22 protein-coding genes and 1 riboswitch are annotated in these 23,495 nt (G+C 70.5%); of the genes, 6 read left to right on the plus strand and 16 right to left on the minus strand.

Translation table 11 applies throughout. From position 1 onward, the window contains the following. Positions 1-28 precede the first annotated feature (28 nt). Genes HCA58_RS01240 through HCA58_RS01255 form a run of 4 tightly spaced genes read right to left on the minus strand, consistent with a single transcriptional unit; the run spans position 29 to position 4,561 of the window. Positions 29-652: an ATP/GTP-binding protein gene (locus tag HCA58_RS01240; RefSeq protein ID WP_169595871.1), complete on the minus strand. Its 624-nt coding sequence runs from the start codon at positions 650-652 to the stop codon at positions 29-31. Beyond that, the gene (locus HCA58_RS01245; RefSeq protein WP_169595872.1) at positions 633-995 is read right to left on the minus strand and encodes a DUF742 domain-containing protein; all 363 of its coding nucleotides are present in this window, start codon (positions 993-995) and stop codon (positions 633-635) included. Before HCA58_RS01245 ends, HCA58_RS01240 begins: the two co-directional genes overlap by 20 nt. Positions 996-1,037: 42 nt before the next feature. Then, positions 1,038-1,445, minus strand: coding sequence for a roadblock/LC7 domain-containing protein (locus HCA58_RS01250; RefSeq protein WP_093403659.1), 408 nt, complete (start codon positions 1,443-1,445; stop codon positions 1,038-1,040). Further along, entirely contained in the window at positions 1,442-4,561 is a 3,120-nt protein-coding gene (locus tag HCA58_RS01255) for a sensor histidine kinase (RefSeq protein ID WP_169595873.1), read from the minus strand. The genes HCA58_RS01250 and HCA58_RS01255 overlap by 4 nt, the downstream gene beginning before the upstream one ends. A 446-nt stretch (positions 4,562-5,007) precedes the next feature. Between HCA58_RS01255 and HCA58_RS01260 the strand changes: the two genes are divergently transcribed. Further along, positions 5,008-6,189, plus strand: a complete 1,182-nt coding sequence (locus HCA58_RS01260) for an ABC transporter substrate-binding protein (protein WP_169595874.1) — start codon at positions 5,008-5,010, stop codon at positions 6,187-6,189. 59 nt (positions 6,190-6,248) lie between these two features. Here HCA58_RS01260 and HCA58_RS01265 read toward each other — a convergent pair whose 3' ends face one another. Next, positions 6,249-7,109 (minus strand): ABC transporter permease, encoded by an 861-nt coding sequence (locus HCA58_RS01265; protein WP_169595875.1) that lies wholly within the window; start codon positions 7,107-7,109, stop codon positions 6,249-6,251. Positions 7,110-7,208: 99 nt separating this feature from the next. Next, on the minus strand, positions 7,209-8,234 hold the full coding sequence (locus tag HCA58_RS01270) for an ABC transporter substrate-binding protein (protein ID WP_169595876.1): 1,026 nt from the start codon (positions 8,232-8,234) through the stop codon (positions 7,209-7,211). A gap of 267 nt (positions 8,235-8,501) precedes the next feature. Between HCA58_RS01270 and HCA58_RS01275 the strand changes: the two genes are divergently transcribed. From HCA58_RS01275 to HCA58_RS01290, 4 genes are all read left to right on the plus strand, one after another. Beyond that, on the plus strand, positions 8,502-9,284 hold the full coding sequence (locus tag HCA58_RS01275; RefSeq protein WP_169595877.1) for an ABC transporter ATP-binding protein: 783 nt from the start codon (positions 8,502-8,504) through the stop codon (positions 9,282-9,284). Positions 9,285-9,286: 2 nt separating this feature from the next. Then, complete coding sequence (locus HCA58_RS01280) at positions 9,287-10,237, plus strand: LLM class F420-dependent oxidoreductase (RefSeq protein WP_169596153.1); 951 nt, start codon at positions 9,287-9,289, stop codon at positions 10,235-10,237. Beyond that, a complete protein-coding gene (locus HCA58_RS01285; RefSeq protein ID WP_169595878.1) occupies positions 10,234-10,563 on the plus strand; it encodes a cupin in 330 nt (109 codons plus the stop codon). The genes HCA58_RS01280 and HCA58_RS01285 overlap by 4 nt, the downstream gene beginning before the upstream one ends. A 78-nt stretch (positions 10,564-10,641) precedes the next feature. Continuing rightward, positions 10,642-12,483 carry a hypothetical protein gene (locus tag HCA58_RS01290; RefSeq protein ID WP_169595879.1) on the plus strand — a complete coding sequence of 614 codons (1,842 nt, stop codon included), beginning with the start codon at positions 10,642-10,644 and terminating at the stop codon, positions 12,481-12,483. A gap of 167 nt (positions 12,484-12,650) precedes the next feature. On the opposite strand, the gene thiC is transcribed toward HCA58_RS01290, so the two are convergent. From thiC to HCA58_RS01340, 10 genes are all read right to left on the minus strand, one after another. Then, positions 12,651-14,243, minus strand: a complete 1,593-nt coding sequence (gene thiC / locus HCA58_RS01295) for a phosphomethylpyrimidine synthase ThiC (protein WP_169595880.1) — start codon at positions 14,241-14,243, stop codon at positions 12,651-12,653. 14 nt (positions 14,244-14,257) lie between these two features. Continuing rightward, positions 14,258-15,046 carry a bifunctional hydroxymethylpyrimidine kinase/phosphomethylpyrimidine kinase gene (gene thiD, locus HCA58_RS01300; RefSeq protein ID WP_169595881.1) on the minus strand — a complete coding sequence of 263 codons (789 nt, stop codon included), beginning with the start codon at positions 15,044-15,046 and terminating at the stop codon, positions 14,258-14,260. Continuing rightward, entirely contained in the window at positions 15,043-15,804 is a 762-nt protein-coding gene (locus tag HCA58_RS01305; protein WP_169596154.1) for a thiamine phosphate synthase, read from the minus strand. Before HCA58_RS01305 ends, thiD begins: the two co-directional genes overlap by 4 nt. A 62-nt stretch (positions 15,805-15,866) precedes the next feature. Further along, a complete protein-coding gene (locus HCA58_RS01310) occupies positions 15,867-16,640 on the minus strand; it encodes a thiazole synthase (protein ID WP_169595882.1) in 774 nt (257 codons plus the stop codon). A gap of 5 nt (positions 16,641-16,645) precedes the next feature. Continuing rightward, positions 16,646-16,846: a sulfur carrier protein ThiS gene (gene thiS, locus HCA58_RS01315; RefSeq protein ID WP_169595883.1), complete on the minus strand. Its 201-nt coding sequence runs from the start codon at positions 16,844-16,846 to the stop codon at positions 16,646-16,648. After that, a complete protein-coding gene (thiO, locus tag HCA58_RS01320; protein ID WP_169595884.1) occupies positions 16,837-18,024 on the minus strand; it encodes a glycine oxidase ThiO in 1,188 nt (395 codons plus the stop codon). Before thiO ends, thiS begins: the two co-directional genes overlap by 10 nt. Next, complete coding sequence (gene thiE / locus HCA58_RS01325) at positions 18,018-18,644, minus strand: thiamine phosphate synthase (RefSeq protein WP_169595885.1); 627 nt, start codon at positions 18,642-18,644, stop codon at positions 18,018-18,020. The genes thiO and thiE overlap by 7 nt, the downstream gene beginning before the upstream one ends. Then, positions 18,639-18,747: riboswitch (TPP riboswitch) on the minus strand. It overlaps the preceding gene by 6 nt. Before the next feature lie 141 nt (positions 18,748-18,888). Next, entirely contained in the window at positions 18,889-19,839 is a 951-nt protein-coding gene (locus tag HCA58_RS01330; RefSeq protein WP_169596155.1) for an aldo/keto reductase, read from the minus strand. 59 nt (positions 19,840-19,898) lie between these two features. Continuing rightward, the gene (locus HCA58_RS01335; protein WP_169595886.1) at positions 19,899-21,578 is read right to left on the minus strand and encodes an ATP-binding cassette domain-containing protein; all 1,680 of its coding nucleotides are present in this window, start codon (positions 21,576-21,578) and stop codon (positions 19,899-19,901) included. A gap of 47 nt (positions 21,579-21,625) precedes the next feature. After that, positions 21,626-22,231: a methyltransferase gene (locus HCA58_RS01340; protein WP_169595887.1), complete on the minus strand. Its 606-nt coding sequence runs from the start codon at positions 22,229-22,231 to the stop codon at positions 21,626-21,628. Between the two features lie 130 nt (positions 22,232-22,361). Between HCA58_RS01340 and HCA58_RS01345 the strand changes: the two genes are divergently transcribed. Next, the gene (locus tag HCA58_RS01345; RefSeq protein ID WP_205807228.1) at positions 22,362-23,483 is read left to right on the plus strand and encodes a hypothetical protein; all 1,122 of its coding nucleotides are present in this window, start codon (positions 22,362-22,364) and stop codon (positions 23,481-23,483) included. Positions 23,484-23,495 lie beyond the last annotated feature (12 nt).

Here is a 23,495-nt window from a genome sequence, read left to right on the forward strand (position 1 = left end):
GGCCGGGCCAGCGGGACACCGCCGTGGATCAGCCGACCGGGGTCGGGAAGCCACGGTCGTGTTCGGCCTGGAGTCGCGCCATCGCGTGTTCGACGACCGTCACCATGACCTGTTTGACCGACTCACGCTGCCGAGCGTCGGTCATCACAAGTGGCACGTCCGGCGAGATGGCCAATGCCTCCCGCACCTCGTCCAACTCGTACTGGGGTGCGCCGTCGAATCGGTTGAGCGCCACCACGTACGGCAACTTGCGGTTCTCGAAGTAGTCCAGCGGGGCGAACGCGTCGGTGATCCGGCGGGTGTCCACCAGCACCGCAGCGCCCACCGCGCCTCGGATGATCTCGTCCCACATGAACCAGAACCGGGTCTGCCCAGGCGTACCGAAGAGGTACAGGATCAAATCCTGCGCCATGGTGATTCGGCCGAAGTCCATGGCGACCGTGGTGGTCTCCTTGCCCGGCACCTTGGACGGGTCGTCGATGCCGACTCCCGCCGCGGTCATCACCGCCTCGGTGGTCAGCGGTGTGATCTCGGAGATCGCACCGACAAGCGTGGTCTTGCCCACACCGAAGCCACCCGCGACGACGATCTTCGCGGAGATGATTCCCCGGCTCTGGCGGGCCCCGGCGGGGTCATAGCTCGCGAAGTCCACTCAGCACCCTTCCCAGCATTTCCATCCGCTCCTCGTAACCTGTGGCGGGAGCAGCCGTCTGTAGCGTCAGCAGGCCTTCGGTCACCATGTCGGCGACCAGCACCCGAGCGACACCCAGCGGTAGCCGGGTGTACGCGGCGATCTCCGCCAGCGACTCGGGTCGACCCTCGCAGACCATGGCGATGCGATGCTTGTCGTGCCCGGCGAAGCGTGATTCGGCGATCTGCGTGGGGCTGGCCACCAACACCGCTTCCAGGGCGATGTCCTGCAACGGTTCGGTCCTGCCCCGGGTGACCGCGTACGGCCGCACCAACGCACCCCGTGGGTCACGCTGTCGATCCATCCGCGGTCACCTCCTCCGCATTCCGCCGGTCCGATGCACCCGTTACGACCGCACCGCGTCCCGGGGCAGCGGCACCAGCGCCGCACCGACCCGTTCCACGAGCAGCGCCATCTCGTAGCCCACCTGACCGACGTCGCAGCTACGCGCCGCGAGCACCGCCATGGAGGAGCCGTCACTGATGGACATCAGAAACAGATAGCCACTGTCCATCTCAATCACTGTCTGCAACACCCCGCCGGCGCTGAACATCCGTGCGGCACCCTCGGTCAGGCTCACCACGCCGGAGGTGATCGCGGCGAGCTGATCCGCCCGGTCCGCCGGCAGGTCCCGGGAGGAGGCGAGTAGCAGCCCGTCCGCGGAAACCGCCACCACGTGGGCGATACCTGCCACACTGTCGGCGAAGTTGCTGAGCAGCCAACCCATGTCCTGTATGGCCGCTGGCCTGTTCATCGGCTCGTCTCCTTGGTCGAGGTGCTGTTCTGACTCGCTCCGGCCGTCCGTCCACGCTGGACGCCTCGGTGGTACGCCGACAGCAGACCGCGTACTTCGTCAGGGGTCCGACGGCCGTGCTCACGCCCGCCGCGCGGCTCGATACCACCGGGCACGAGCTGCGCCTGGGGCACCCGCTTGGGCAGCCCCGACCGGGTCGTACCGGCGGGGGTGGGTTCGGCCGCCTGGTTGGCCCGCGACCAGCCCTCGTCGGCCGCCGTCCGCCAGGCCTCGCCCCGCGGCTGGCCGGTTCCGGGCTGGTCGGAGGGCTGCGGCGCGGAACTCGGTGGCGGCGTGGGTGAGGTCGGCGGCGCGCTCGACACCGGGCCAGCTGTGCTGGTGGCCGAGGAATTGTACGACGGCGGCGCGGGTGTCGCGGCGGCGGCCGCACCCGGTGTGCGGGTCGGCAACGTGCTACGTCCCTTGGTGGGCTCGACAGGCGGCGCCGGTCGTGGGGCGGCAGCAGCAGACGCCTGCGGAGCAGGATCGTCGAACTGTGGCCGACTGAAGATCGTGGTGACGTCGTTCCCGTGTGACCGGAACCAGACGGCCTCCATCTCCCGGAAGATCGGCGCTTCGGAGGACTGCTCCGGCGGCACCGTGATCGGGCGCGTGGGGGGTGGCGCGGTGGCAGCCAGGCTGGCACCCAGCCCACGGAAACCCGAACCGTCGAAGTCGCCACCACCGGAACGCTGCTCGGCACCCGGGGCGAATCCCGTCGGCGCGGCACCCGCCGCCCCCGCGACCGGTCCCACCGGCAGGCCGGGCGCGGTGTGCTGACTGCGATCGCCGGTACTCCGGTTCGGCAGCGGACTGAGGGTGGGCTGCGCGACCGTCGGCGTACCAACGTTGAATCCGTTGAAGGCAGGCGACGGAGTACGGTTCGGCGGCGGGTCAGCGGGTGCCGGGACGGGGGTCGGAGCCGGGGTCGGAGCCGGCCACGGCGTGCCCGAGTCGGTGCCGTTGTGCCACCCGTTCACGAGAGTCGCCGTGTTGCCACGCCCCGTGGCCCCGGCCGAATCGTTGTGTCCGGCCGTCGGGAGCGGCGCCTGCTCTACCGCGAGGGGTTGCCTGGGCCGGGTGATCGCTTGGTCACGACCGCGCAGGCTGGGCAACACGACGGTGGCGGCGGGCAGGGTGACCTGCGCCACGGTACCGCCCTCGACATTGCGGCGCAGTTCGACCCGGATGTCGTGACGGGCGGCGAGTCGGCTGACCACCGCCAGACCCATCAGGCGGAACGCCGCGACGTCGACCGCGGATGGCGCGGCGAGCCTTCGGTTGAGCGAGTCCAGCTGCTCATCGGAGAGGCCGAGTCCACGGTCCTCGATCTGGATGAGCACATAGTCCCGGATGCGTCGTCCGTCGGCCACCACCGTGGTGTTGGGTGGTGAGAAGCGGGTGGCGTTGTCGAGCAGCTCGGCCACCAGCCGCACCACGTCGTTTACCGCGTGTGCCGCCACGGACACGTCCGTGTCGACCGTACCGAACTCGATCCGGTTGTAGAGCTCCACCTCGGACTGCGCGGCCCGCAGCACATCGACCATCAGAGCGTCGTCTCGGCGTGGCACAGCCGAGTCCGCGCCGGCGAGCACGAGGAGGTTCTCGTCGTTTCGGCGCATCCGGGTGGCGAGGTGGTCGAGCTCGAAGAGCTGTGCGAGACGCTTCGGATCCTCTTCGCCACGCTCGATGGCGTCCAGCTCGCCGATCATGCGATCGACCAGGGTCTGACTGCGTCGGGCCAGGTTGAGGAACATCGCCGAGACGCTGGAACGCAGGGCCGCCTGTTCGGCCGCGACCCGGACCGCCTCCCGGTGTACGACGTTGAACGCCGAGGCGACCTGACCGACCTCGTCACGGTTGTTGAGCTGGATCGGGTCTCGTACCTCACGGACGATCTCGTCGACGCTGCCGTCGCTGACGTTGCCCATTCCCTGGAGTCGACGCACCGCCTCCGGCAGGTCGTGGTTCGCCACGGAGAGCGCACCCTCCCGCAGCCGGCGCAGGGAGTGGTTCAGTGAGCGGGCCAGCACCACCGCCAGGGACACCGCGATGATCAGGGTGAGCAGCACCAGCGTCGTTTCGACGACGGCCTGCCGGATGACGTCCGCGCGGGCCTGCTCGGCCTGGTCGAGCAGGCGGTTCTGCAACTCGACCTCCGCCCAGCGCATCAGCTCGTTCACCGCCCCGATCGCGGCCGTGGCCTCCTGGGCGGTGAACGGTGCACGCTGGTTCACCGACCGGCTGATGTCGGTGGCGATCCGGTCGGCCAGCACCACCGCGTCACCGGAAACGGTGCTCTCGACCAACGCACGCTGCACGGGGTCGGCAGCGAGCGAGAAGGCCACCAGCGCCTCCTGCTGGCCGGTGAGGGTGGTCACGAACGCGGAGAACTGCTCGCTGTCCAGTCGGCCGCCGCTGAGTGCGGTGTAGGCGACCGCTTCCTCCTCCGCGACTGCCGCCTTCGCGCGGGTGAAGGCGGCGACCGCCCGGCGGCTGTCGCCGAGTTCCTCGTCGCCCGGCAGCTGGGCCAGCCCGTCACCGTAGGCGACCAGGTCGTTGAGGACCACGCCGTAGCGCAGCGCCGCCTCGGCGACCTCCATCTGCTGGCGGGCCAACACCTCCTGCCGGGTGCCGTCGAGGGTGTCCAGGTGCGCGTCGATGGTCGCGAGCCGGTCGCGGATCGCCGTGGGCACCTCACCGACCTCGGCCCGCTCCGCGCGGTACTCGTCGATCCGCTGCTGGGTCTGGCGGACCCGCAGGTTGTACGCGTCTGCCCGCTGTTGCGGTGCGGCGAGGTAGGCCGCCGCCGCCATGCGTTCGGCGTGCAGATCGTTCGTCAGTGCACTGACGTTGAGGGACAGCGCGGTGAGTGCGCGGGACTGACTCGCGTCGTAGGCACCCTCACCGACAGCGACCAGGCGGACCGTGGCCAGCGCGATGACGGCGGCCACGGGTACCACCAGAATCAGTGCCAGCTTGGATCGGATGCGGGCGTCACGCAGTCGGGGCAGCCGACCGTTGCTCTTCTGGGCGGTGTCACCACTGGCGGGCAGGGTCGTCGGTCCGGTGCTCACGACATCGCCTCCGTCGTTTTCTTCCCGCCAGAACTGCCGACTCGCGCGCCAAGCGACGGCCGGCGCCATGCGCGGCACGGCCGCGATTTCATCAGACGTGATCGTGTTTGGGAAGCCGCAGGAGGGCAGGAAACGGTCGGACGGCACGCTACTCGTGATCCGGTCAACTAATACCTACATTTCCACAGCGCCCCTGAACAGGGCTTGTAACTCCGAGGTGGCCACCCATGTCGCCACAGTGAGCATCTGAAAACATTTGGTCACACCAACATGTGGGATCGGTGTCCCGAAACGCCTTCGCTGGCCCCGCTTGACCGCAGCGCCCGGCATTGGCAAGGTTTTGCAGGCTTCGCGCACACGGTACGGCAGAGCCGTCTCATTATGCACAGTGGACGGATGAGCCGCCGGTGACCGGGCCCCGCCCGTGCCGTATCAGGAGGATCGAGTTGACCCCCTTCCGCTCCGCGACCGCCACGGCGCTCGTGTCGACCCTGCTCGCCACCACCCTCGTCGGGTGTCAGTTCAGCGAGGACGAGCAGGACACAAGCCCGATCGTGATCGCCGCCGACCTGGAACTCTCCGGTGCCTCAGCCGGGTTCGGCAAGGTCTACCGGCAGGCCCTGGAACTGAAGGTCGAGCAGTTGAACGCCTCTGGCGCACTCAACGGCCGCTCGGTCGAACTATTACTGAAGGACAATCGGTCCGACGCCAGCGAGTCGCTGCGGAACATCGTCGACTTCAGCAACGACAAGCGGGTCACCGCCATCATCATGGGCGGTTGCAACGAATGCGCGGTCGGCGCGGTACGCACCGTGAATGAGAACCAGATCCCGACCGTCGCTCTTGCCGCCGCCGGCGCGGTGGTGGACCCGGTCGCGGAGCGTCGCTACATGTTCAAGCTGGCCCCCAACGCCGAGGACAACGCCGGGGCCCTGACGGCCGAACTGCGACGCCGCAACATCGACACGGTCGGCCTCCTGCGCAGCAACGACGACTACGGCAAGGAGGGTTCCTCCGCCCTGCGCAGCGAGTTCAGGAAGGTCGGCATCCAGATCCTGGCCGAGTCCGCCGCCCGCAACACCGACACGGAACTGGACGGGCAGATCAGCACGTTGACCGACGTCAACCCCGACGCCCTGGTCTTCTGGACCCCCCCGGAGCAGGCGATGCTCGCTGCCAGCGCGGTCGAGCGGGCCGACTACACCGGAGCCCTGTTCCTCGACGCCTCGGCCGCGGGTGACCTCTTCCTCGGCACTGCCGCGAAGTCGGCGGAACGGGCCACCCTGGTCTTCACCCAGACGATGGTCATCGACGACGTCATCGCGACCACCCCCGCCAAGGCCGCCCGCCGTCAGTGGTTCCAGGACTACACCGCCCGGTACGGCGGCTACCACGGCTCCGCCTCGTTCGCCGCGGACGCCGTCCAGCTCATCGCCGACGCGGAGCTGCGGGCCGGCGGAGTCGCCGGTGAGGTCGACCGGGACCTTCTCCGCGACGTGCTGGAGACGTCCCAGATGGACGGCCTGTCCGGTCCGATCCGGATGACGCCGGACAACCACTCAGGGCTGATGCCGCAGGCGCTGACCACCCTGATCGCCCGGAACGGGCGGTGGCGCCTGGCCGGCTGAGCCGGTCGAGCGGGTCCACGACCGTCGGGAGACCTTCAAACGGGTCTCCCGACGGTCGTTCAACGGCTCGAGGTGGTCTCCCGCAACCAGGGCAGGCTGCGCCGTTCGAGCAGGACCAGCGCGGTGTAGAGCAGGATGCTGACCAGGGCGACCAGGATGATCGCAGCCCACGCGGTGGCGGTGTCGCCGATGCCGGCGTACTGCTGGATCACGTAGCCCAGGCCGCCCTCACCTGCCTGGAACTCCCCGATCACCGCGCCGATCGCGGCCAGCGGCATGGCGACCTTCAGGCCCACGAAGATCTGCGGCAGGGCGGCCGGGAAGCGGACCTTGCGGAACGCCTGCCACCGGGAGGCGTTCCACGACCGGACCAGCTCGGCCAGTTCGGCCGCGGTGGTGGTCAGCCCGGTGACGGTGGACAGCACGATCGGGAAGAAGCAGAGCAGGAAGACCATGGTGAGGATCGGCTTCTGGCCCCAGCCGAGCGCCACCACGAGCAGCGGGCCCAGAGTGATCTTCGGAACGGCGTTCACCGCGACGAGCAGCGGGGTGAACATCCGCTCGACCGTCCGCGAGGCCGCCAGGGCCAGGCCGATCAGCACGCCGGCCACCGCGGAGAGGGCGAAACCGACCAGGATCTCGCCGGTGGTCGCGGCGGTGTGCTCCAGCAGCCTGGCGGGCCGTTCGGAGAACGCGGCGAGAACGTCACCGGGCGGCGGCAAAGCGGCCGGGTGGATCAGCTCCAGCCGGGCCACCAGCCACCAGAGACCAAGCGCGACCAGCAGCCCGGACGCGGGCAACAGCGCAGCGGCGGTACCCGAGCGCAGGTCGCCTGTTCGCCATCGTCGGCCACGCGATACCCCGGGGGGCGGCTCGGGTACGAGCGTCGCCTCCGGCTGCCGGGGGCGGACGTCGGTCATCGGATCCTCCTGCGAATCGGAGCTGTCGAACAGTCGGGGAAGCGAGGTACGCCGCACCGCGACTGCGGTGCGGCGTACCTGTGCGGTGCCGAGACCGCGTCAGGCCTTCGGCGCCAGGTTGAAGTCGATGATCTGCTCCGGGGTGAGGTCCGACTTGAGCGCACCGGCACCACGCAGGATCGCGATGCTCTTGGCGACCCGGCCACTGTCCAACGTGCCCAGCGCGGTGCCGGAGTTGTTGGACCGGACGTACCCGGCCATCAGCTGCAGCTCGGCAGCCGCAGCGGCGGTGTTGACCGCCTCGGCGTTCTTGGCCAGGATCTCGGCTGCGCCCTGCGGGTCCGCCAGAGCGTCCTCCATGCCCTTGAGCAGCGCCTCGGAGAACCGCTTGACCTGCTCCGGCTTCTCGCTGGCGTACTGCTTCGAGGTGACCAGCACGTTGCCGTACAGGTCCTGCATCACGTTGCTGTAGGGCAGCAGAACGGCCTTCTTCTTGGTCACCGCCTCGATGGTCGGCTGGCCCACGACGAACTGACCGATGCCGTCGACCGTGCCGGAGGCCAGCGTGCCCATCAGGGTCTGCGCCTCGCCGTTGACCCACTTCACCTTGTCGTAGTCGATGCCGGCCATTCGCGCGTACGTCGGGAAGAGGTTGCGGACCACCGAGCCGGGGGTGTCCGCGAGAGTCTTGCCCTCCAGGTCCTTCGGGGTGGTGATGCCCGTCCCTTCGACCGTGGCGATGGCGGCCATGGTGCGCTGCTGGATCGCGGCCACCACCACGAAGTCCTTGGCCTCACCGTTGCCCAGCTGGAGCAGCCCGCCGGTCAGGTCGATCGGGCCGAACTGCGCCTGCCCACCAACCACCGTCTGGATGACCGAGCCGGTGCCCTGCCCGGGCTTGATCTCTACGTCGAAGCCGGCGTCCTTGAAGTAGCCCTTCTCCTTGGCCACCCAGGCGTACGCGTCGCGCCCGAAGTTGCCGAACGAGGTGAGATAGGTCACCTGCTCCAGCGCGGCGCCGACATCGTTGCCGTCGGCGTCGTCCGAGCCGCTACTGCACGCGGAGACCAGGGCGAGCGCGGTGGCCATCGTGGCCGCGGCGACCGTACGGGTCAGCCTTCTCATCAGTGCACCTTGTCCTTTCCAACCGGGGCGTCGGGCCTCCGGGAGGGAGTTGTGGGAGGCGGCGCCGGCAGCCGGGTGGAAGCCGACACCGCGTATGGAGGGGGACTCTCGCGGGCACAGCGTACGAGAACCTCACCTTTGCGACGCCAGGCGTACCGGGTTGCGGAACGGATACAAAGTGATGTCCACCCCGGACGGTGCGATACAGGGCGGAAGCCGATAGCCTTTCCCAGTTCCTGACTTTCCACTCAGGGAGGCTTGTCGGCGATGATCCGACTCTCCGAGGTGTCGCGTACCTTCGACGGCCGCACCGGCCGGGTCGAGGCGTTGCGGGGCATCGACCTCGACGTCGCCGAAGGCGAGTTCGTCGCGGTACTCGGCCGCTCCGGGTGCGGCAAGTCCACCCTGCTACGGCTGATCTCCGGTCTGATTCCGGTCAGCTCCGGCGAGGTCGCTGTCGCCGGAAAACCGGTCACCGGGCCGCGCCGGGACATCGCCATGCTGTTCCAGCGGCCGGCCCTGCTCCCCTGGCGCAGCGTCCTGGACAACGTCCTGCTGCCCGTAGAGATCTTCGGCTGGAAACGGGCCGCCCACCGCGACCGGGCCCGGGACCTCCTCGACGTAGCCGGGTTGTCCGGCTTCGAGAAGCGGCTGCCGCACGAACTCTCCGGCGGCATGCAGCAGCGGGTCTCCCTGTGCCGGTCACTGATCGGTGACCCCCGGGTCATGCTGATGGACGAACCCTTCTCCGCACTCGACGCGCTCACCCGCGAGGAACTCTCCGGCGAACTCCAGCGGGTCCACATGCGCAACGGGGCGACCGTCGTCTTCGTCACCCACTCCATCGACGAGGCGGTACTTCTCGCCGACCGGGTGGTGGTGCTCAGCCCCCGCCCCGGCCGTGTCCGCAAGGTCGTCGAGGTGACCATTCCCCGGCCACGCAGCCTGGGCCGTAACGCCCACCTGGCAGACGTCGCCCGGGTCAGTGCCGACCTGCACGAACTGCTGATGGAACGCGAACAGGCGGCAGCCGGCACGGAGGGACGATGAGCATGCGGGTGGCCGTATTCACGGAGCCGCACCGCGGAGCCACCTACGACGACCAGCTCCGCTTCGCCCAACTCGCCGAGCAGGGCGGCTTCGACGGGTTCCTCCGAGCCGACCACTACCAGGCCATGGGCGACGAACCGGCGCCGCCCGGCCCGACCGACGCCTGGCTCACCCTGGCGGCGCTCGCCCGGGAGACCAGCCGGATCCGGCTGGGCACCCTGGTCACCTCGGCGACGTTCCGGCTACCCGGCCCGCTGGCGGTGATGGTGGCCCAGGTCGACCAGATGAGTGGCGGTCGGGTCGAGCTGGGCATCGGAGCCGGCTGGTACGCCCGGGAGCACACCTCGTACGGCATCCCGTTTCCCGGCACCACCACGCGCTTCGACCGGCTGACCGAACAACTCGAAGTGATCACCGGCCTGTGGCGGACCCCGTCCGGCGAGACGTTCAACTACGTCGGTGACCACTACCGGCTCACCGACTGCCCGGCCCTGCCCAAACCGGTGCAGACCCCGGGTCCCCCGGTGATCGTCGGTGGGCGGGGCCCCAAGCGCACCCCGGAGCTCGCCGCCCGGTACGCCGACGAATTCAACGTGCCCTTCACCAGCGTCGACCAGGCCCGCGAGGCGTACGAACGGGTCGAGGAGGCAGGTCAGCGGGTCGACCGCGCCGGCACCGGGCGTCCACCGTTGACGCTCTCCGCCGGCATTGTGGTGGCGATCGGACGTACCGACAGCGAGGCTCGACGGCGAGCCGCCCCGCTGCACGTCAAGAGCGCCCTGCCGCCCGAGGACCCGGTGGTCGGCTCACCACGGCAGCTTGTCGACCGGATCGGCGAGTTCGCGGCGATCGGCACCTCCCGGGTGCATCTGCGCCTGATCGACCTCACCGATCTGGACCACCTGGAGCTGATCGCCGCCGAGGTACTCCCCCAGCTGGACGGGACCCGATGATCGAGACACCGCCCGACGCTCCCACGCCCGGCTCCGACGACGTACTCGGCCCGGTGGGACAGGAGATCGTCTTCGAGAACGACCGGGTACGGGTCTGGCACATCCGGCTGGAGCCCGGTGAACGGCAGCCGCTGCACCGGCACGATCACCCCTATCTGGTGGTGGCCGTCCAGGGCGCGAAGAACGTCGTGCAGACGGTCGACGGCACACGGATCGACGCCGATGAGCCCACCGGCGGGGTGGTCTTTCGTGACCCCGGCGCGGTGCACATGCTCACCAACGTCGGCGACACGACATACCTGGCCCGGCTGGTCGAGCTCAAGTAGACCCACCACGAGCAGGTCGTACGTCCGTACACGGCGTGCCGGTGGCGATCGGTGGCGGCTGACCGTAACGTGCCGGTCATGGCCCATCGGACATCGAGCCGACTCCTGTTCACCGCCTTCGGCGTCAGCCTGCTGGCCGGCGCCGGTCAGCTCGGCCTCGCCTTCGGCTTCGGCATCGTCCGGCTCACCGGAAGCTTCACCGGCGAGAGCGTCAACCAGTGGCCGGCTCAGCTCGTCTGGGCCGGTTGGTTCGCCGCGAACGCCGCCGTGATCGGTGCTGTGCTCACCGAGCGGGTGACCCGACCAGGCGGGCAACTCGGCGGCACCGCGCGGCAACTGGCCGTCGCGGGCTGCGCTGCCGCGGGCGCGACGATCGTGGCGCCCCTCTGCATGCAGCCGGCCCGCAACGCCGAACTCATCTCGGTCGACCCGGTCTGGGCCGTGGCCATCTGCGCGGGACTCGGCGCGGTGGTCGGTGCCGGTGCCGCGCTGGCCGTGTTGGTCCGGCCCCCGTTCGCCTGGAACATCGCAGCGGTGGCCGCGGTGGTCTGGCTCCTCGCTCTGCTGTCTGTGATTCCGTCCCTGGGGGCGAGCGGACCGCTGACCCCGGTACGCCTCGGTGTCCTGGAACCAGCCTGGCTCGCCACCGGCACCGCGCAGCAACTGGCCCTGCTGATCCTGCCGTTGGTGTGTCTACTGGCCGGCGCGGCGACCGCCGCGGTGGCTCGGCGGCGTGGGCTTCCCCCGATGATCAGCGGACCCAGCGGGGTCGCCGGGCCGGTGCTCGTGGCTTTCGCCTACCTGGCCGCCGGTCCGGGTGACACGAGCGACCGCTACCAGTTGACCCCCTACTACGCCGCGCTGATCGCGGTGGTGGTAGGCGCGCTCGGGTCCGCCGCCGCAGCACTGCTGCCCACGACTGCCTCCGACCGGGTGGCGCCCACCGGTGGCACCGTCATCGAGCCGACCGCCATTCTGCAACCGTTGCCGGCGACCCCTGCGTTACCCGCTTCGGTCGCAGACTCCGCCGACCCGACGGTCACCCCGCCGCAGCCGGTCGTCGTTGTCGACGACAGCACCGAGACCGACCGGTCGGCTGGCTCACCGCCACACTGGCACTGGCCGGTCGCGCTCTCCGACCCGTCCACCGCCACGGTCGCATCCGGCGCTGACGGTGCCGGCCCTGCTGACGCCGAAGCCACAGGCGTCGACGATGCCGAAAACCAGCCGGCGGCGGAGAGTGACGGGCATTACGGGTCGGCGATGGAGCCGGCGACGGTGGGCGACGGCGGCGACCTGCCTCCGGCCGAACCCACCACGGTGGCCCCCGCTCCGCCCCTCACCCCCGCCGGCAGGGCCCCGACGCCCCGCCGTACCCAAACATCCCGGGCACCGGACCCGTCAGCGGCCCCGCCGCCCGCCACCCCACCGGCACAGGCCGCCCCAGCGCCAACGGATGGGGCCGAAGGTCGATCGGCGGTGGAAGGGGTACCCGAGACGTCACCACGGCCACGACAACGGCTCGCACTGCCCGACCTCGGTGGGGCACCGGCTGGGCCTGTGGCACCCGAATCGCCCGGCATCGCGGCGGCACTGCCGGAGACCCCGGAGGTCTCCATCGAAACGGCAGCCGCCGCCCGTGATCTCACGGCCGCCTTCACGAAGCCACCCGCCGTCCGGACCGAGGACGTCCAGCCGGACGGCGACGCGGAGAAGAGCCGACGCGGGCTGTTCCGACGCGGCAGATCCAGGTCTGCGGAGCAGGCCGCCGACGAGCAGGACGAACCGTTACCGGCCCAGGACGAGGAGTACGTCGACTGGGTCACCGGGCTCAGCCGGCCACTCGACGACGACGATCCCTCGCCACCGAAGGAACCACGCCGTTCCCTGCGGTCGACCGGTCGGCATCACCGGCACTGAGTCACCGCCCGGTGCACCAGCGGCGGGCGACCCTCCCACACCTCACGGCGAATTCATCTCGAGTAGCCGCCAGGGAGATCAGAAGTCAAGCGCCCTATGTCTGGCTGACATGATCATGTCGCTCAGACATAGGGCGCCGAGGGTTAACGTGGCCTCCGCCCGTCCGGTCAGGCCAGCGGCAGGTAGACCCGTCCGCCGGAGGCGACGAACTCGTCAGACTTGTCCTGCATGCCGCGAGCGGCGTACTCCTTCAGATCCTGCGTGATCTTCATGGAGCAGAACTTCGGCCCGCACATCGAGCAGAAGTGCGCCGTCTTCGCCGGCTCGGCAGGCAGCGTCGCGTCGTGGTACGACCGCGCAGTCTCCGGGTCCAGCGAGAGGTTGAACTGGTCCTCCCAGCGGAACTCGAACCGCGCCTTCGACAGCGCGTCGTCCCATGCCTGCGCCCCAGGATGCCCCTTGGCCAGGTCAGCCGCGTGCGCCGCGATCTTGTACGCGATCACACCTGCCTTCACGTCATCCCGGTCCGGCAGCCCGAGGTGCTCCTTGGGCGTGACGTAACAGAGCATCGCAGTGCCGAACATGCCGATCATCGCCGCCCCGATGGCCGAGGTGATGTGGTCGTAGGCGGGGGCGACGTCGGTGGTCAACGGGCCGAGGGTGTAGAAGGGCGCCTCGTGGCACCACTCCTGCTGAAGGTCGACGTTCTCCTTGATCTTGTGCATCGGCACGTGTCCGGGCCCCTCGATCATCACCTGCACGTCGTACTCCCAGGCGACCTTCGTCAGCTCACCGAGGGTACGCAGCTCGGCGAACTGTGCATCGTCGTTGGCGTCCGCGATCGAGCCGGGCCGCAGACCGTCACCGAGGGAGAACGTCACGTCGTAGCGGGCCAGGATCTCGCACAGCTCCCGGAAGTTGGTGTAGAGGAAGTTCTCCTCGTGGTGCGCCAGGCACCAGGCCGCCATGATGGAGCCGCCCCGGGACACGATCCCCGTGACCCGGTCCACCGCCAGCGGCACGTACGGCAGCAGCACCCCGGCGTGCACCGTCATGTAGTCCACGCCCTGCTCAGCCTGCTCGATCACGGTGTCCCGGAACACCTCCCAGCTGAGCTGCACCGGATCGCCGCCGACCTTCTCCAGCGCCTGGTAGATCGGCACCGTGCCGATCGGCACCGGAGAGTTGCGCACGATCGCCTCGCGCGTCTCGTGGATCCGCTTGCCGGTGGACAGATCCATCACCGTGTCCGCGCCCCAGCGGGTGGCCCAGGTCAACTTCTCCACCTCCTCGGCGACCGAGGAGCTCACCGCAGAGGTACCGATGTTCGCGTTGACCTTGACCAGGAACGCCTTGCCGATGATCGCCGGCTCGCACTCCGGGTGGTTGACGTTGAGCGGCAGCACGGCCCGGCCGGCAGCGATCTCGTCCCGGACGAACTCCGGCGCCATCCCCTCCCGGATCGCCACGAACTCCATCTCCGGCGTGACCACACCGGACCGCGCGTACGCCAGCTGCGTCGGCCTCTTGCCGCCCGAACCAGCCAGTGGGGTTCCGGCACCTCGTACCGGCGCCACGTCGGCCCGCTCGGCGATCCACGGTCCCCGAAACGGCGCCAGCCCCACCTCCGGGTCCGAGCCCGGTCCGGAGGTGTCGTAGAGCCGCAGTGGTGGGTTGTCGCCGGTCAACTCCACCTCCGCGAACGGCACCCGGATGTCCGGTCGTGACCCTTCGACGTACACCTTCTGACGTGCCTGCATGACAGCCTCCCTGATCAGACGGACCAGCCGAAGTGGTCCATCGGTCCACGTCCCGCACCCAGCTCCCACTCCCGCGCGCCGGTCAGCGCACGGGTCACGTACTCCTTGGCGGCGCCGACCGCCGACGGCACCGGATCGCCAAGGGCCAGCCGCACCGTCACGGCCGCCGAAAACGAGCAACCGGTGCCGTGGGTGTGCCGGGTCGGCACCCTCGGGGCACGCAGCACCGTCGTGCCCTCCGGGCCGTGCAGCACGTCCACCGCCTCCGCACCGGCATCCACGTCACCGCCGGTGACGATCACCCATTCCGGTCCACCTGCCGCCAGGGCCCGCGCCGCCGTGGTCATCTCTGCCACATCGGTCACCGCTGCCCCGGTGAGGGCGGCAGCCTCCGCGCTGTTCGGTGTCGCCACCCGGGCGTACGGCAGCAACCGCTCCACCGCCTCCACCACGCCGAGCCGGTGCCCGCTGGTGGCCACCAGCACCGGGTCGACGACCAGTCGCGGCAGCCGGCCGGCCGCCGCCGCATCGGCGATCGCCGCCGCGACGGCCGGGGTGCCCAGCATCCCGGTCTTGACCGCACGCACCGCGAAGTCCGACAGCACACTGTCGAGCTGATCGGTGACCAGACGCGGAGGCAGCGGCAGCACCGCGTCCACGCCCCGGGTGTTCTGCGCGGTGACCGCCGTCAGCACGCTCGTGCCGTACGCACCGAGCGCGGCGAACACCTTCAGATCGGCTTGGATGCCGGCACCACCGCCGGAGTCGGAACCGGCGACGGTCAGCACAGTGGTGGGGGTCACGGCAGTTCCTCTCGGTCGTCTCGGTTCTGTTGCGTGGCTGCGGTCGAGGTCGGCGGCCCCGCCCTCCATGACCCCGCCAGGACCCGCGGTTCGGTGGTGCAGGCGGCGGTGAGAGCGGCAGCAGTCCGCTGTGGATTCTCGGCGCGCATGACGGCGCCGAGGACCGCCACACCGCAGGCTCCCGCCCGTACGCAGGCGTGCACCTGGGCGGGACTCTCGATGCCGCCGAGGGCCAACGCCGGCACCGGGCTGACCCGGATCAGCGCGGCGAGTCCTTCGGGTAACAGGGGCGGGCCGTAGCCGGGTTTGGTCCGGGTGGGATAGACCGGCGAAATCGTGACGTAGTCCTCGGTGGTCAGACGGCGCAGTTCGACCGCGTCGTGACAGGAGCGACCGACCAGGTCGGCCGGGGGCGGCGGATACGGACCAGCCGCCGGCAGCTGTAGCGCAATCGGAGGGCGGGCGATCTCGCTGGCTCCGCCCCAGGCACCGGAGCTGGGCTGCTCAACGGTGGCCGAACGGTCGGATTCGGCGTCCAGCAACGGGTCGGGGCCGGCGACGATCAACGTTCCGCCGGCCTCGGCCAGGATCGACCGCAGCTCGACGGCGAGGGCGAGGCGTTCCACCCGCGGCAGGTCCCTCTCCCGCAACACGACCCAGCGCACTCCGCCGGCCACCACCGCCGCCACCACCCGGACCAGCCCACCCCGCGCCAGTCGTCGATCGGTGAGCACGACCACGCCGGAGACCGGCGAAATCCTGGTCGGACAGCGTCCCTGGCAGGACACCCCCTGGCCAAGATCGACCGAGTCTGTCCCGGTCACAGGTCGGGTCGACCTTCGTCCGGTGTGGAGGCCAGAGCGTGGAAGCGGCGGGGGATACGACCGGCGGCGTGGGCCAGCCGGCCGGCCTCGACCGCGTACCGCATCGCGGTGGCCATCATCACCGGATCCGCTGCCCTGGTCACCGCGCTGGCGAGCAGCACCGCGTCACAGCCCAGTTCCATCGCCGACGCGGCGTCGGAGGCGGTACCGATACCGGCGTCCAGGATCACCGGCACGCCCACGTCCTGCCGGATGAGCCGAATGTGGTGCGGATTGTTGATCCCCAGGCCCGAGCCGATCGGGGCACCGGCCGGCATCACCGCCGCGCAACCGACGTCTGCCAGCCGCCGCGCCAGCACCGGGTCGTCGGAGGTGTACGGCAGCACGGTGAACCCGTCGTCGACCAGTTCCTCGGCGGCGCGCAGCAGTTCCACCCCGTCGGGCAGCAGTGTCCGCTCGTCGCCGATCACTTCGAGTTTGACCCAGTCCGTCTCGAACGCGTCCCGGGCCAGCCGGGCCACCTTCACCGCTTCACCGGCCGTGTAGCAGCCGGCCGTGTTGGGCAGCAGCCGCACACCGCACCTGTCGAGCAGCTCCAGCAGGCCGCCCGAGCCACCCGGCACCGTCTCCACCCGGCGCAGCGCCAGGGTGACCAACTCGGTACCGGAGGCCCGGATCGCCTGCTCCAGCACGTGCAGATTGGCCGCTCCACCGGTGCCGAGGATCAGCCGGGAGCGGAACCGCACTCCACCCAGTTCGAAACCGTCCATCCGACTCACCCGCCCTGTGCGGCGCTGAGCACTTCGACCCGGTCACCGCCGCGCAGCACGGTGGCCGACCAGCCGGTACGCGGCACCACCTCGCCGTTGACCGCCACCGCTACCCCGCGCTGCTGGCCGGTCACGTCGCGGACCAGGTCCGCGACCGTCAGCCCGTCCGGCAGGCTGCGCCCGGCTCCGTTCACCGTCAGTTCCACGAGTCGTCCTCCGTCGACAGCCGAAAGTTGGGGCGGGTAGCGCTGCCGACGCCGGCCGGACCGACGAACCGGTCCGGCCGGAACGGCGCGAGCAGCGGGTCGGGGCTGCCGACGCCGGTGACCAGATCGGTGATCAGGTCAGCGGTGACCGGTGCAAGCACGATCCCGTGGCGGTGGTGACCGGCGGCCACCAGCACGCCCGGGTGCCCCGGCAGCGGGCCGAGGATCGGGGCATTGTCCGGTGTGCCCGGACGCAGCCCCGCCCGCGTCTCCACCAGGTCGTACTCGGCGATCTCGGGCAGCAGGTCGACGGCTGCCCGCAGCAGCCGCAGCACCGCTCCGGCGGAGACCTCCAGGTCGGAGCGCTCCTCGACGGTCGCTCCGACGACCACCTCGCCACTGTCGCGGGGCACCAGGTAGACCTGCTCCCCGTCGGCGTACCCCCGGATCACGTGCCGGAAGCCTGGCGGCCCGCCGTCGGGTGCGCGCAGTCGCAACACCTGTCCCTTCACCGGACGGACCGGCAGCCCGGTCAGGGCCGCGGTGCCGCAGCCGGCGGCGACAACTGTCACGGCGGCCGTGACCTCGGACAGCCGACGCACCGGCTCGGCGACCAGCCTGGCTCCCGCCCGTTCCGCCGCCAGCCGTAGTGCCGGCACCAGCCGGCGTGGATCGACCTGATGGTCGGTGGCGGCGAGCGCGCCGCCACGTATCCGCGGTGCCAGCGCCGGCTCGCGTTCGCGCAGCTGCGACGGGCGCAGTGGCGTCACCGGCAACCCCAACTCCTGCTGGTACGCCCAGAGCCGACGCGTCTGCGCGAGGTCGTCGGCGGTCAGACCGACCATCAGGGTGCCTTCGGTGCGGTAGCCGATGTCGCTGCCGACCGCCTCGCCCAGCTCGGCGGCGAACCCCGGCCAGCGCCCGGCCGACTCGGTGAGTAGGCCGGTCAGTTCCCGCTCACCGAAGTACGCCTCGGCGACCGGCGCCAGCATCCCGGCGGCGACGTGCGAGGCACCCGACCCGGGTGCCGGGTCGTGCACGGCCACCCGCAGCCCGCGTGTCGCGCACCGCCAGGCGACCGCCCATCCGATCGGTCCACCCCCGACCACCGCCACATCCGGTGCAAGGGAGGACCCTCTGTCGACGCTTCCGGTGGCGGCGGGGCCCCCGGCTAACACGAAAGGCCCCGTAGCAGCTGGGCGGCGGCGTACGCGGGGTCGCCGGCCCCGGATAGCGCACCGACCACCGCCACCCCGTGCGCGCCGGCGGCCCGCAACTCGGGTACGTCCGTCGCCGTCACCCCGCCGATGGCGACAACCGGTACCCCGACCGCCTCGACCACCGCTCGGACACCGGCCACGCCGATCGGCGGTGGTAACCCGTCCTTGGTGACGGTGGTGCGGCACGGCCCCACGCCCAGGTAACTCGCTCCGGCGGTGGCCGCCGCCAACGCGGTTGCCGGTTCCCGCGCGGTGGCGCCCAGTACCGCCGCCGGGCCGAGCACCTGCCGGGCCGCCGCCACGGGTAGATCGTCGGCACCGACGTGGCCACCGGCGGCGCCGGTGGCCAGTGCCACATGCAGTCGGTCGTTGACCAGGCAGGGCACTCCGTACGGCGTGCAGAGGGCCAGCACCTGCCGGGTCAGCTCGTACGCCTGACGGTCGGTGGCCTCGTCCTCGACGCGGACCTGCACCACCAACTCGGTGCGTGCCACCGGCAGTACGGCACGCAGCACGGCGAGGGTGTCCCGCCCCGGTCGGGTGTCGGTGATCAGGTGCAGTCGTCCCAGGGACGGCACGGCAACTCTCCTCCCTGCGCCGGCATTACCCGGATCAGGTTCGACGGTCGGGGGCTCACAGCCCCCCTCTCAGCCCGGTCGACCGGGCTCCCGTGGGTCACTTGGGTGCCACCGTACGGCACATCGCGCGGCCTGCCAAGACGCTGGGCAGCACAGGGCGCGGCGCGACTGGTGCGGTGGCCAGGAGCCTCTGCGGCGCGGTGCCGGGCCGACGCGGCCGGGTGAAGGTTTCCGCGCACCGCCCCTAGCGGTCGAGGACCGCCCGGAGGGCCTTGAGGTCGGTGTCGGTTGGTTGCCAGGCGCCTGCCTCGGCGTTGGCGCGCACCTGTTCCGGTGTGGTGGCACCGGCGATGACGGAGGTGACTGCCGGCTGGGCGGCGAGCCCACCGATCGCCACGTGCAGCATCGGCACCTGCCGTTGCGCGGCGTACGCCTCGATGCCCTCGATGGTGTCCCAGTCGGCGGCGGCGAGCCGTTGCGCGTACCGGCCGCCACCGGACAGGCGGCTGCCGGCGGGTGGTGCCTCACCCCGCTTGTACTTGCCGGTGAGCAGCCCGTTGGCCAGCGGGAAGAACGGCAGCATGCCCAACCCGAACCGGTCGCAGGCCGGCAGCACCTCGATCTCGGCATCCCGGTTGAGCAGGCTGTAGTGGTTCTGCGCGCTGACGAACCGGGCGAAGCCCCGGGTCTTCGCCGTCCAGTCGGCGTCGGCGATCTGCCAGCCGGCGAAGTTGGAGTTGCCGAGGTACCGCACCTTGCCGGCGCGGACCAGATCGTCCAGGGCGGACAGCGTCTCGTCGATCGGGGTCCCCGGGTCCGGCTCGTGGAACTGGTACAGGTCGATGTGGTCGGTGTCCAGTCGACGCAGTGACGCCTCGACCGCCCTGATCACGTACCGCCGCGAGCCCCGCACCCCGAAGTCGCGTCCGTTGCTGCCGGCCATCGACATGCCGAACTTGGTGGCCAGCACCACCTCGTCGCGGCGGCCCTTGAGGGCCGCACCGAGTTGCGCCTCCGACGCGCCGTGGGGCTCGCCGTAGATGTCGGCGGTGTCGAAGAAGTTGATGCCGGCGTCGAGGGCCGCGTCGACCACCGCGCGGGTGCCGTCCGGGTCGAGTTTGCGGCCGAAGTTGTTGCAGCCGATCCCCACGACGGACACCACGAGCCCGGAGTCGCCCAACCGGCGATAGGTCATCTCACTCACCAGGTCACCCTATGTCGCCTCGTAGGCCGGTCGCAGGGGCCCGGGGCCAGCTAGGCCACGTCCCAGACCGGCTCGTCGGTTTCGACCACTTCGCCGTCGCCCCGGAACAGCAGGAACCGGTCGAAGGTGCGGGTGAACCAGCGGTCGTGGGTGACCGCCACCACCGTGCCGGAGAATGCGGTGAGTCCGGTTTCCAACGCCTCGGCCGAGGCCAGGTCGAGGTTGTCGGTGGGCTCGTCGAGCAGCAGCATGGTCGCACCGGACAGTTCCAGCAGCAGCACCAGAAAGCGGGCCTGCTGCCCTCCGGAGAGGGTGCCGAAGCGCTGGTCGCCCTGCCCGGCCAGTTCGTACCGGGAAAGCGCCGCCATCGCCGCATGCCGGTCCATGCCGGTCCGGTGCTCGTCGCCCCGCCAGAGGATCTCCACGAGGGTCCGCGTCATCAGCTCGGGTCGGTCGTGGGTTTGCGAGAAGTGTCCTGGGCGTACCCGCGCGCCGAGCCGGGCCGTTCCGTCGTGCGCCACCGGCGCAAGCGCCGCCGCGGCATCGACGGGGCCGTTGGCCGGGTCCGGATCTGTTCCACCGCGGGCCAGCAGGCGTAGGAAGTGGGACTTGCCGGTGCCGTTGGCACCCAGCACCGCGAGGCGGTCGCCGTACCACAACTCCAGGTCGAAGGGGTAGGTCAGGCCGTCCAGTTCCAGCTGCTCGCAGATCAGTGCGCGCTTGCCGGTCCGGCCGCCGGCCAGCCGCATCCGGATGTCCTGCTCCTTCGGCGGTACGGGTGGTGGCCCGGCCTCCTCGAACTTGCGCAGCCGGGTCTGTGCCGCCTGGTACCGCGAGGCCATGCCGGAGTTGTACGCGGCTTTCTGCTTGTACATCAACATCAGCTCGCGCAGCTTCTGGTGCTCCTCGTCCCACCGTTTGCGCTGCTCGTCGAGACGGTCGTGCCTCGATACACGCGCCGCGTGCCAGCTGGCGAAGCCACCCGGGTGCACCCAGGCGCTGCCGCCCTCCACCGCGACCACCCGATCGGCGGTGTGTGCCAGCAGTTCCCGGTCGTGCGAGACGTAGAGCACCGACTTGGTCGACTCCCGCAGCCGCGCCTCCAGCCAACGTTTGCCGGGCACGTCGAGGAAGTTGTCCGGTTCGTCGAGCAGCAGCACCTCGTCGGGGCCGCGCAGCAGCAACTCCAGCGCGAAGCGCTTCTGCTGACCGCCGGAGAGGGTCCGGACCAGGCGCTGGCGGGCGGCGTCCCAGGGCAGGTCCAGGACGATGGTGGCGACGGTGTCGAAGAGCACCTCGGCGTCGTACCCGCCGGTCTCGCCCCAGGCGGCCAACGCGTCGGCGTACGCCAGTTGGGCCTTGCCTGCGGCGGTGCTGTACTTGCCACGCAGTTCGGCGTCGCGCATGGCCGCCTCGGTCTCGGCGAGCCGGCGTCCGGCGTCGCGCAGCGCGGGCGGCGCCAGCGACAGGGCGAGGTCAGCGAGCGTCGACTCGTCACCGATCATGCCGATGAACTGGCGCATCACGCCCAGCCCACCGGTACGCGCGATCGCGCCGGTGTGCACCGGCAGGTCACCGGCGACCATCCGCAGTAGCGTCGTCTTGCCGGCACCGTTCGGCCCGACAAGCGCCACCTTGGCGCCCTCACCGACCCGGAACGACACCTCGGCGAAGAGTTCCCGCCCGTCCGGCAGGACATGCCCGACCGCCGCCACGTCCACGTATCCCACGGGGGCATCCTGCCCGAGCCGGCCCGGCGGGCCAACTGTTTACCCGGTCAGGGGGTGACGCGCAACACCCGGAACCCTTTCTGGCTGGCGTGTCGTGCCACCTGCCAGCCCTGCCCGACCAGCCAGCTCTGCAACGAGTCGCCGCCCAGGTGGCGGGCCACCACCAGCCAGGCCACCCCGTCCGGCGTGAGCCGGGGCAGCCAGTGCAACAGCATCCGGTGCAGTTCGTCCTTGCCTATCCGGATCGGCGGGTTGGACCAGATCTGTGCGAAGCGGAGATCGTCGGGTACCTCCTCGGGGGCCGTCACCCGCACCCGCTCGGACAGACCGAGCCGGGTTGCGTTGCCGACGGTCAGCTGCCGGGCCCGCTCGTTCACGTCGACCGCCCAGATCGTGGCCGTGGGTGCGACGTTGCCGAGCACGCAGGTGATCGCTCCGAATCCGCAGCCGAGGTCGAGCAGGTCACCGGCGGTCGTGGTAACCGGTAGGTCGGCCTTGCGCAGCAGCACGGCGGTGCCGGGGTCGAGGCGGCTGGCCGAGAAGACTCCGGACGCCGAGGTGAGGGTGTAGTCACTCCCGGCGACGGTGAACTGCACCTCGCGCGCTTGAGCTGGCGTGTTCGGCTCGGCGGTGAAGTAGTGGTCCCCGGTCACGTGGGTCATTCTCGCACCGGGTGCGGATCGGACCGAAGGTGCGCCGACTGCGGTGGTTCCGACACGTCCATCAACTACGTTTCCCAGCGAAATACCCACTAAAGGGATAAAAATCCCTACTCTGGTCGACATGGTGTATCGGTACGACTCCGATGAGGACGCATACGTCCCGTACCGGGACGACGAGCCCGAGAACAGCTCGCCCCCGCCCAGCCCACCCCCGGCCGGGCCGTCCCCGTCGCGCTTCCCCACCCCGTCACTGGCCCGCCCGAACCAGATCCTGCTGCCGTCGTCGGCACCGCCACGCGGCGTCTCCCCCGCCACGAAACCGCAGAACCCGGCACCACCACGCAGCGACCCAGCCCCGGCCGCCCACGAGGAACCGACACCGGCCAGCGTAGCGACACCGGCCGGCGTAGCCGCGACGCCGGAGGCACGCGTCACGCCTGGCGTACCTCGGCCACGTCGGGTCGGCGGACGCACGTGGCAGATCCTTATCGGTGGTGCTGCGGCACTGGTACTGCTCGCCCTCTGCGGTCTCACCGCCGCCACGCTGCTGGACGGTCGAACCCTGACCGGGCAGCAGGCCGGGTCCACCGCCGCGCCGGACACCGCAGGCGGGTCGGCGACCGCCGAGGCCAGCGAGCTCGACTCCCGGGACACCGACCAGGCTCCACTCACCGCCCGCGAGGTGTTCCCTGCCAGCACGTTGGCCCTCGGCGACGGCGGAAACGGCTACGAGGTGCTCCGCACCCAGTCCAGTGACACCTGCACGGTGGCCGCCACCGGCGAGGTTTCGGAACTGCTGGTTCGGCTCGGCTGCAATCAGGTCGTCCGGGCCACCCTCCGCACACCGGACGGGGACCACCTGGTCACCACGGGGCTGTTCAACCTCACCGACCGGTCCAGCGCCGAGCGGGCCCGGGACCGGATCCGCCAGTTGCTGGACGAGCGGCAGGGCCGTTTCCGCGGCATGTCGGCGGGAGACGACACCGATGCTGTCACCACCGCACCGGCCCGGGTCGGCTGGCAGGTACGCGGCCACTACATCGCCTACGCGCTGGTCACCCGTACCGACGGTGCCACCATTCGCTCCGGTGACACCGGCGTACGCGAGATCCTCTTCGACATGCTCGAACAGCACCTCAACCAGAGCGTGCTGGGGCGGCGTGCCGCAGGGGGGACGGCCAGCCAGCCGACCGGAAGCCCCGCCGACGACACCGGTGCTCAGAACGGGTCCACCGCGGACTGACCGACCCACGAC

It is taken from the genome of Micromonospora sp. HNM0581 (genome assembly GCF_012726175.1).
Classification (GTDB): Bacteria; Actinomycetota; Actinomycetes; order Mycobacteriales; family Micromonosporaceae; genus Micromonospora.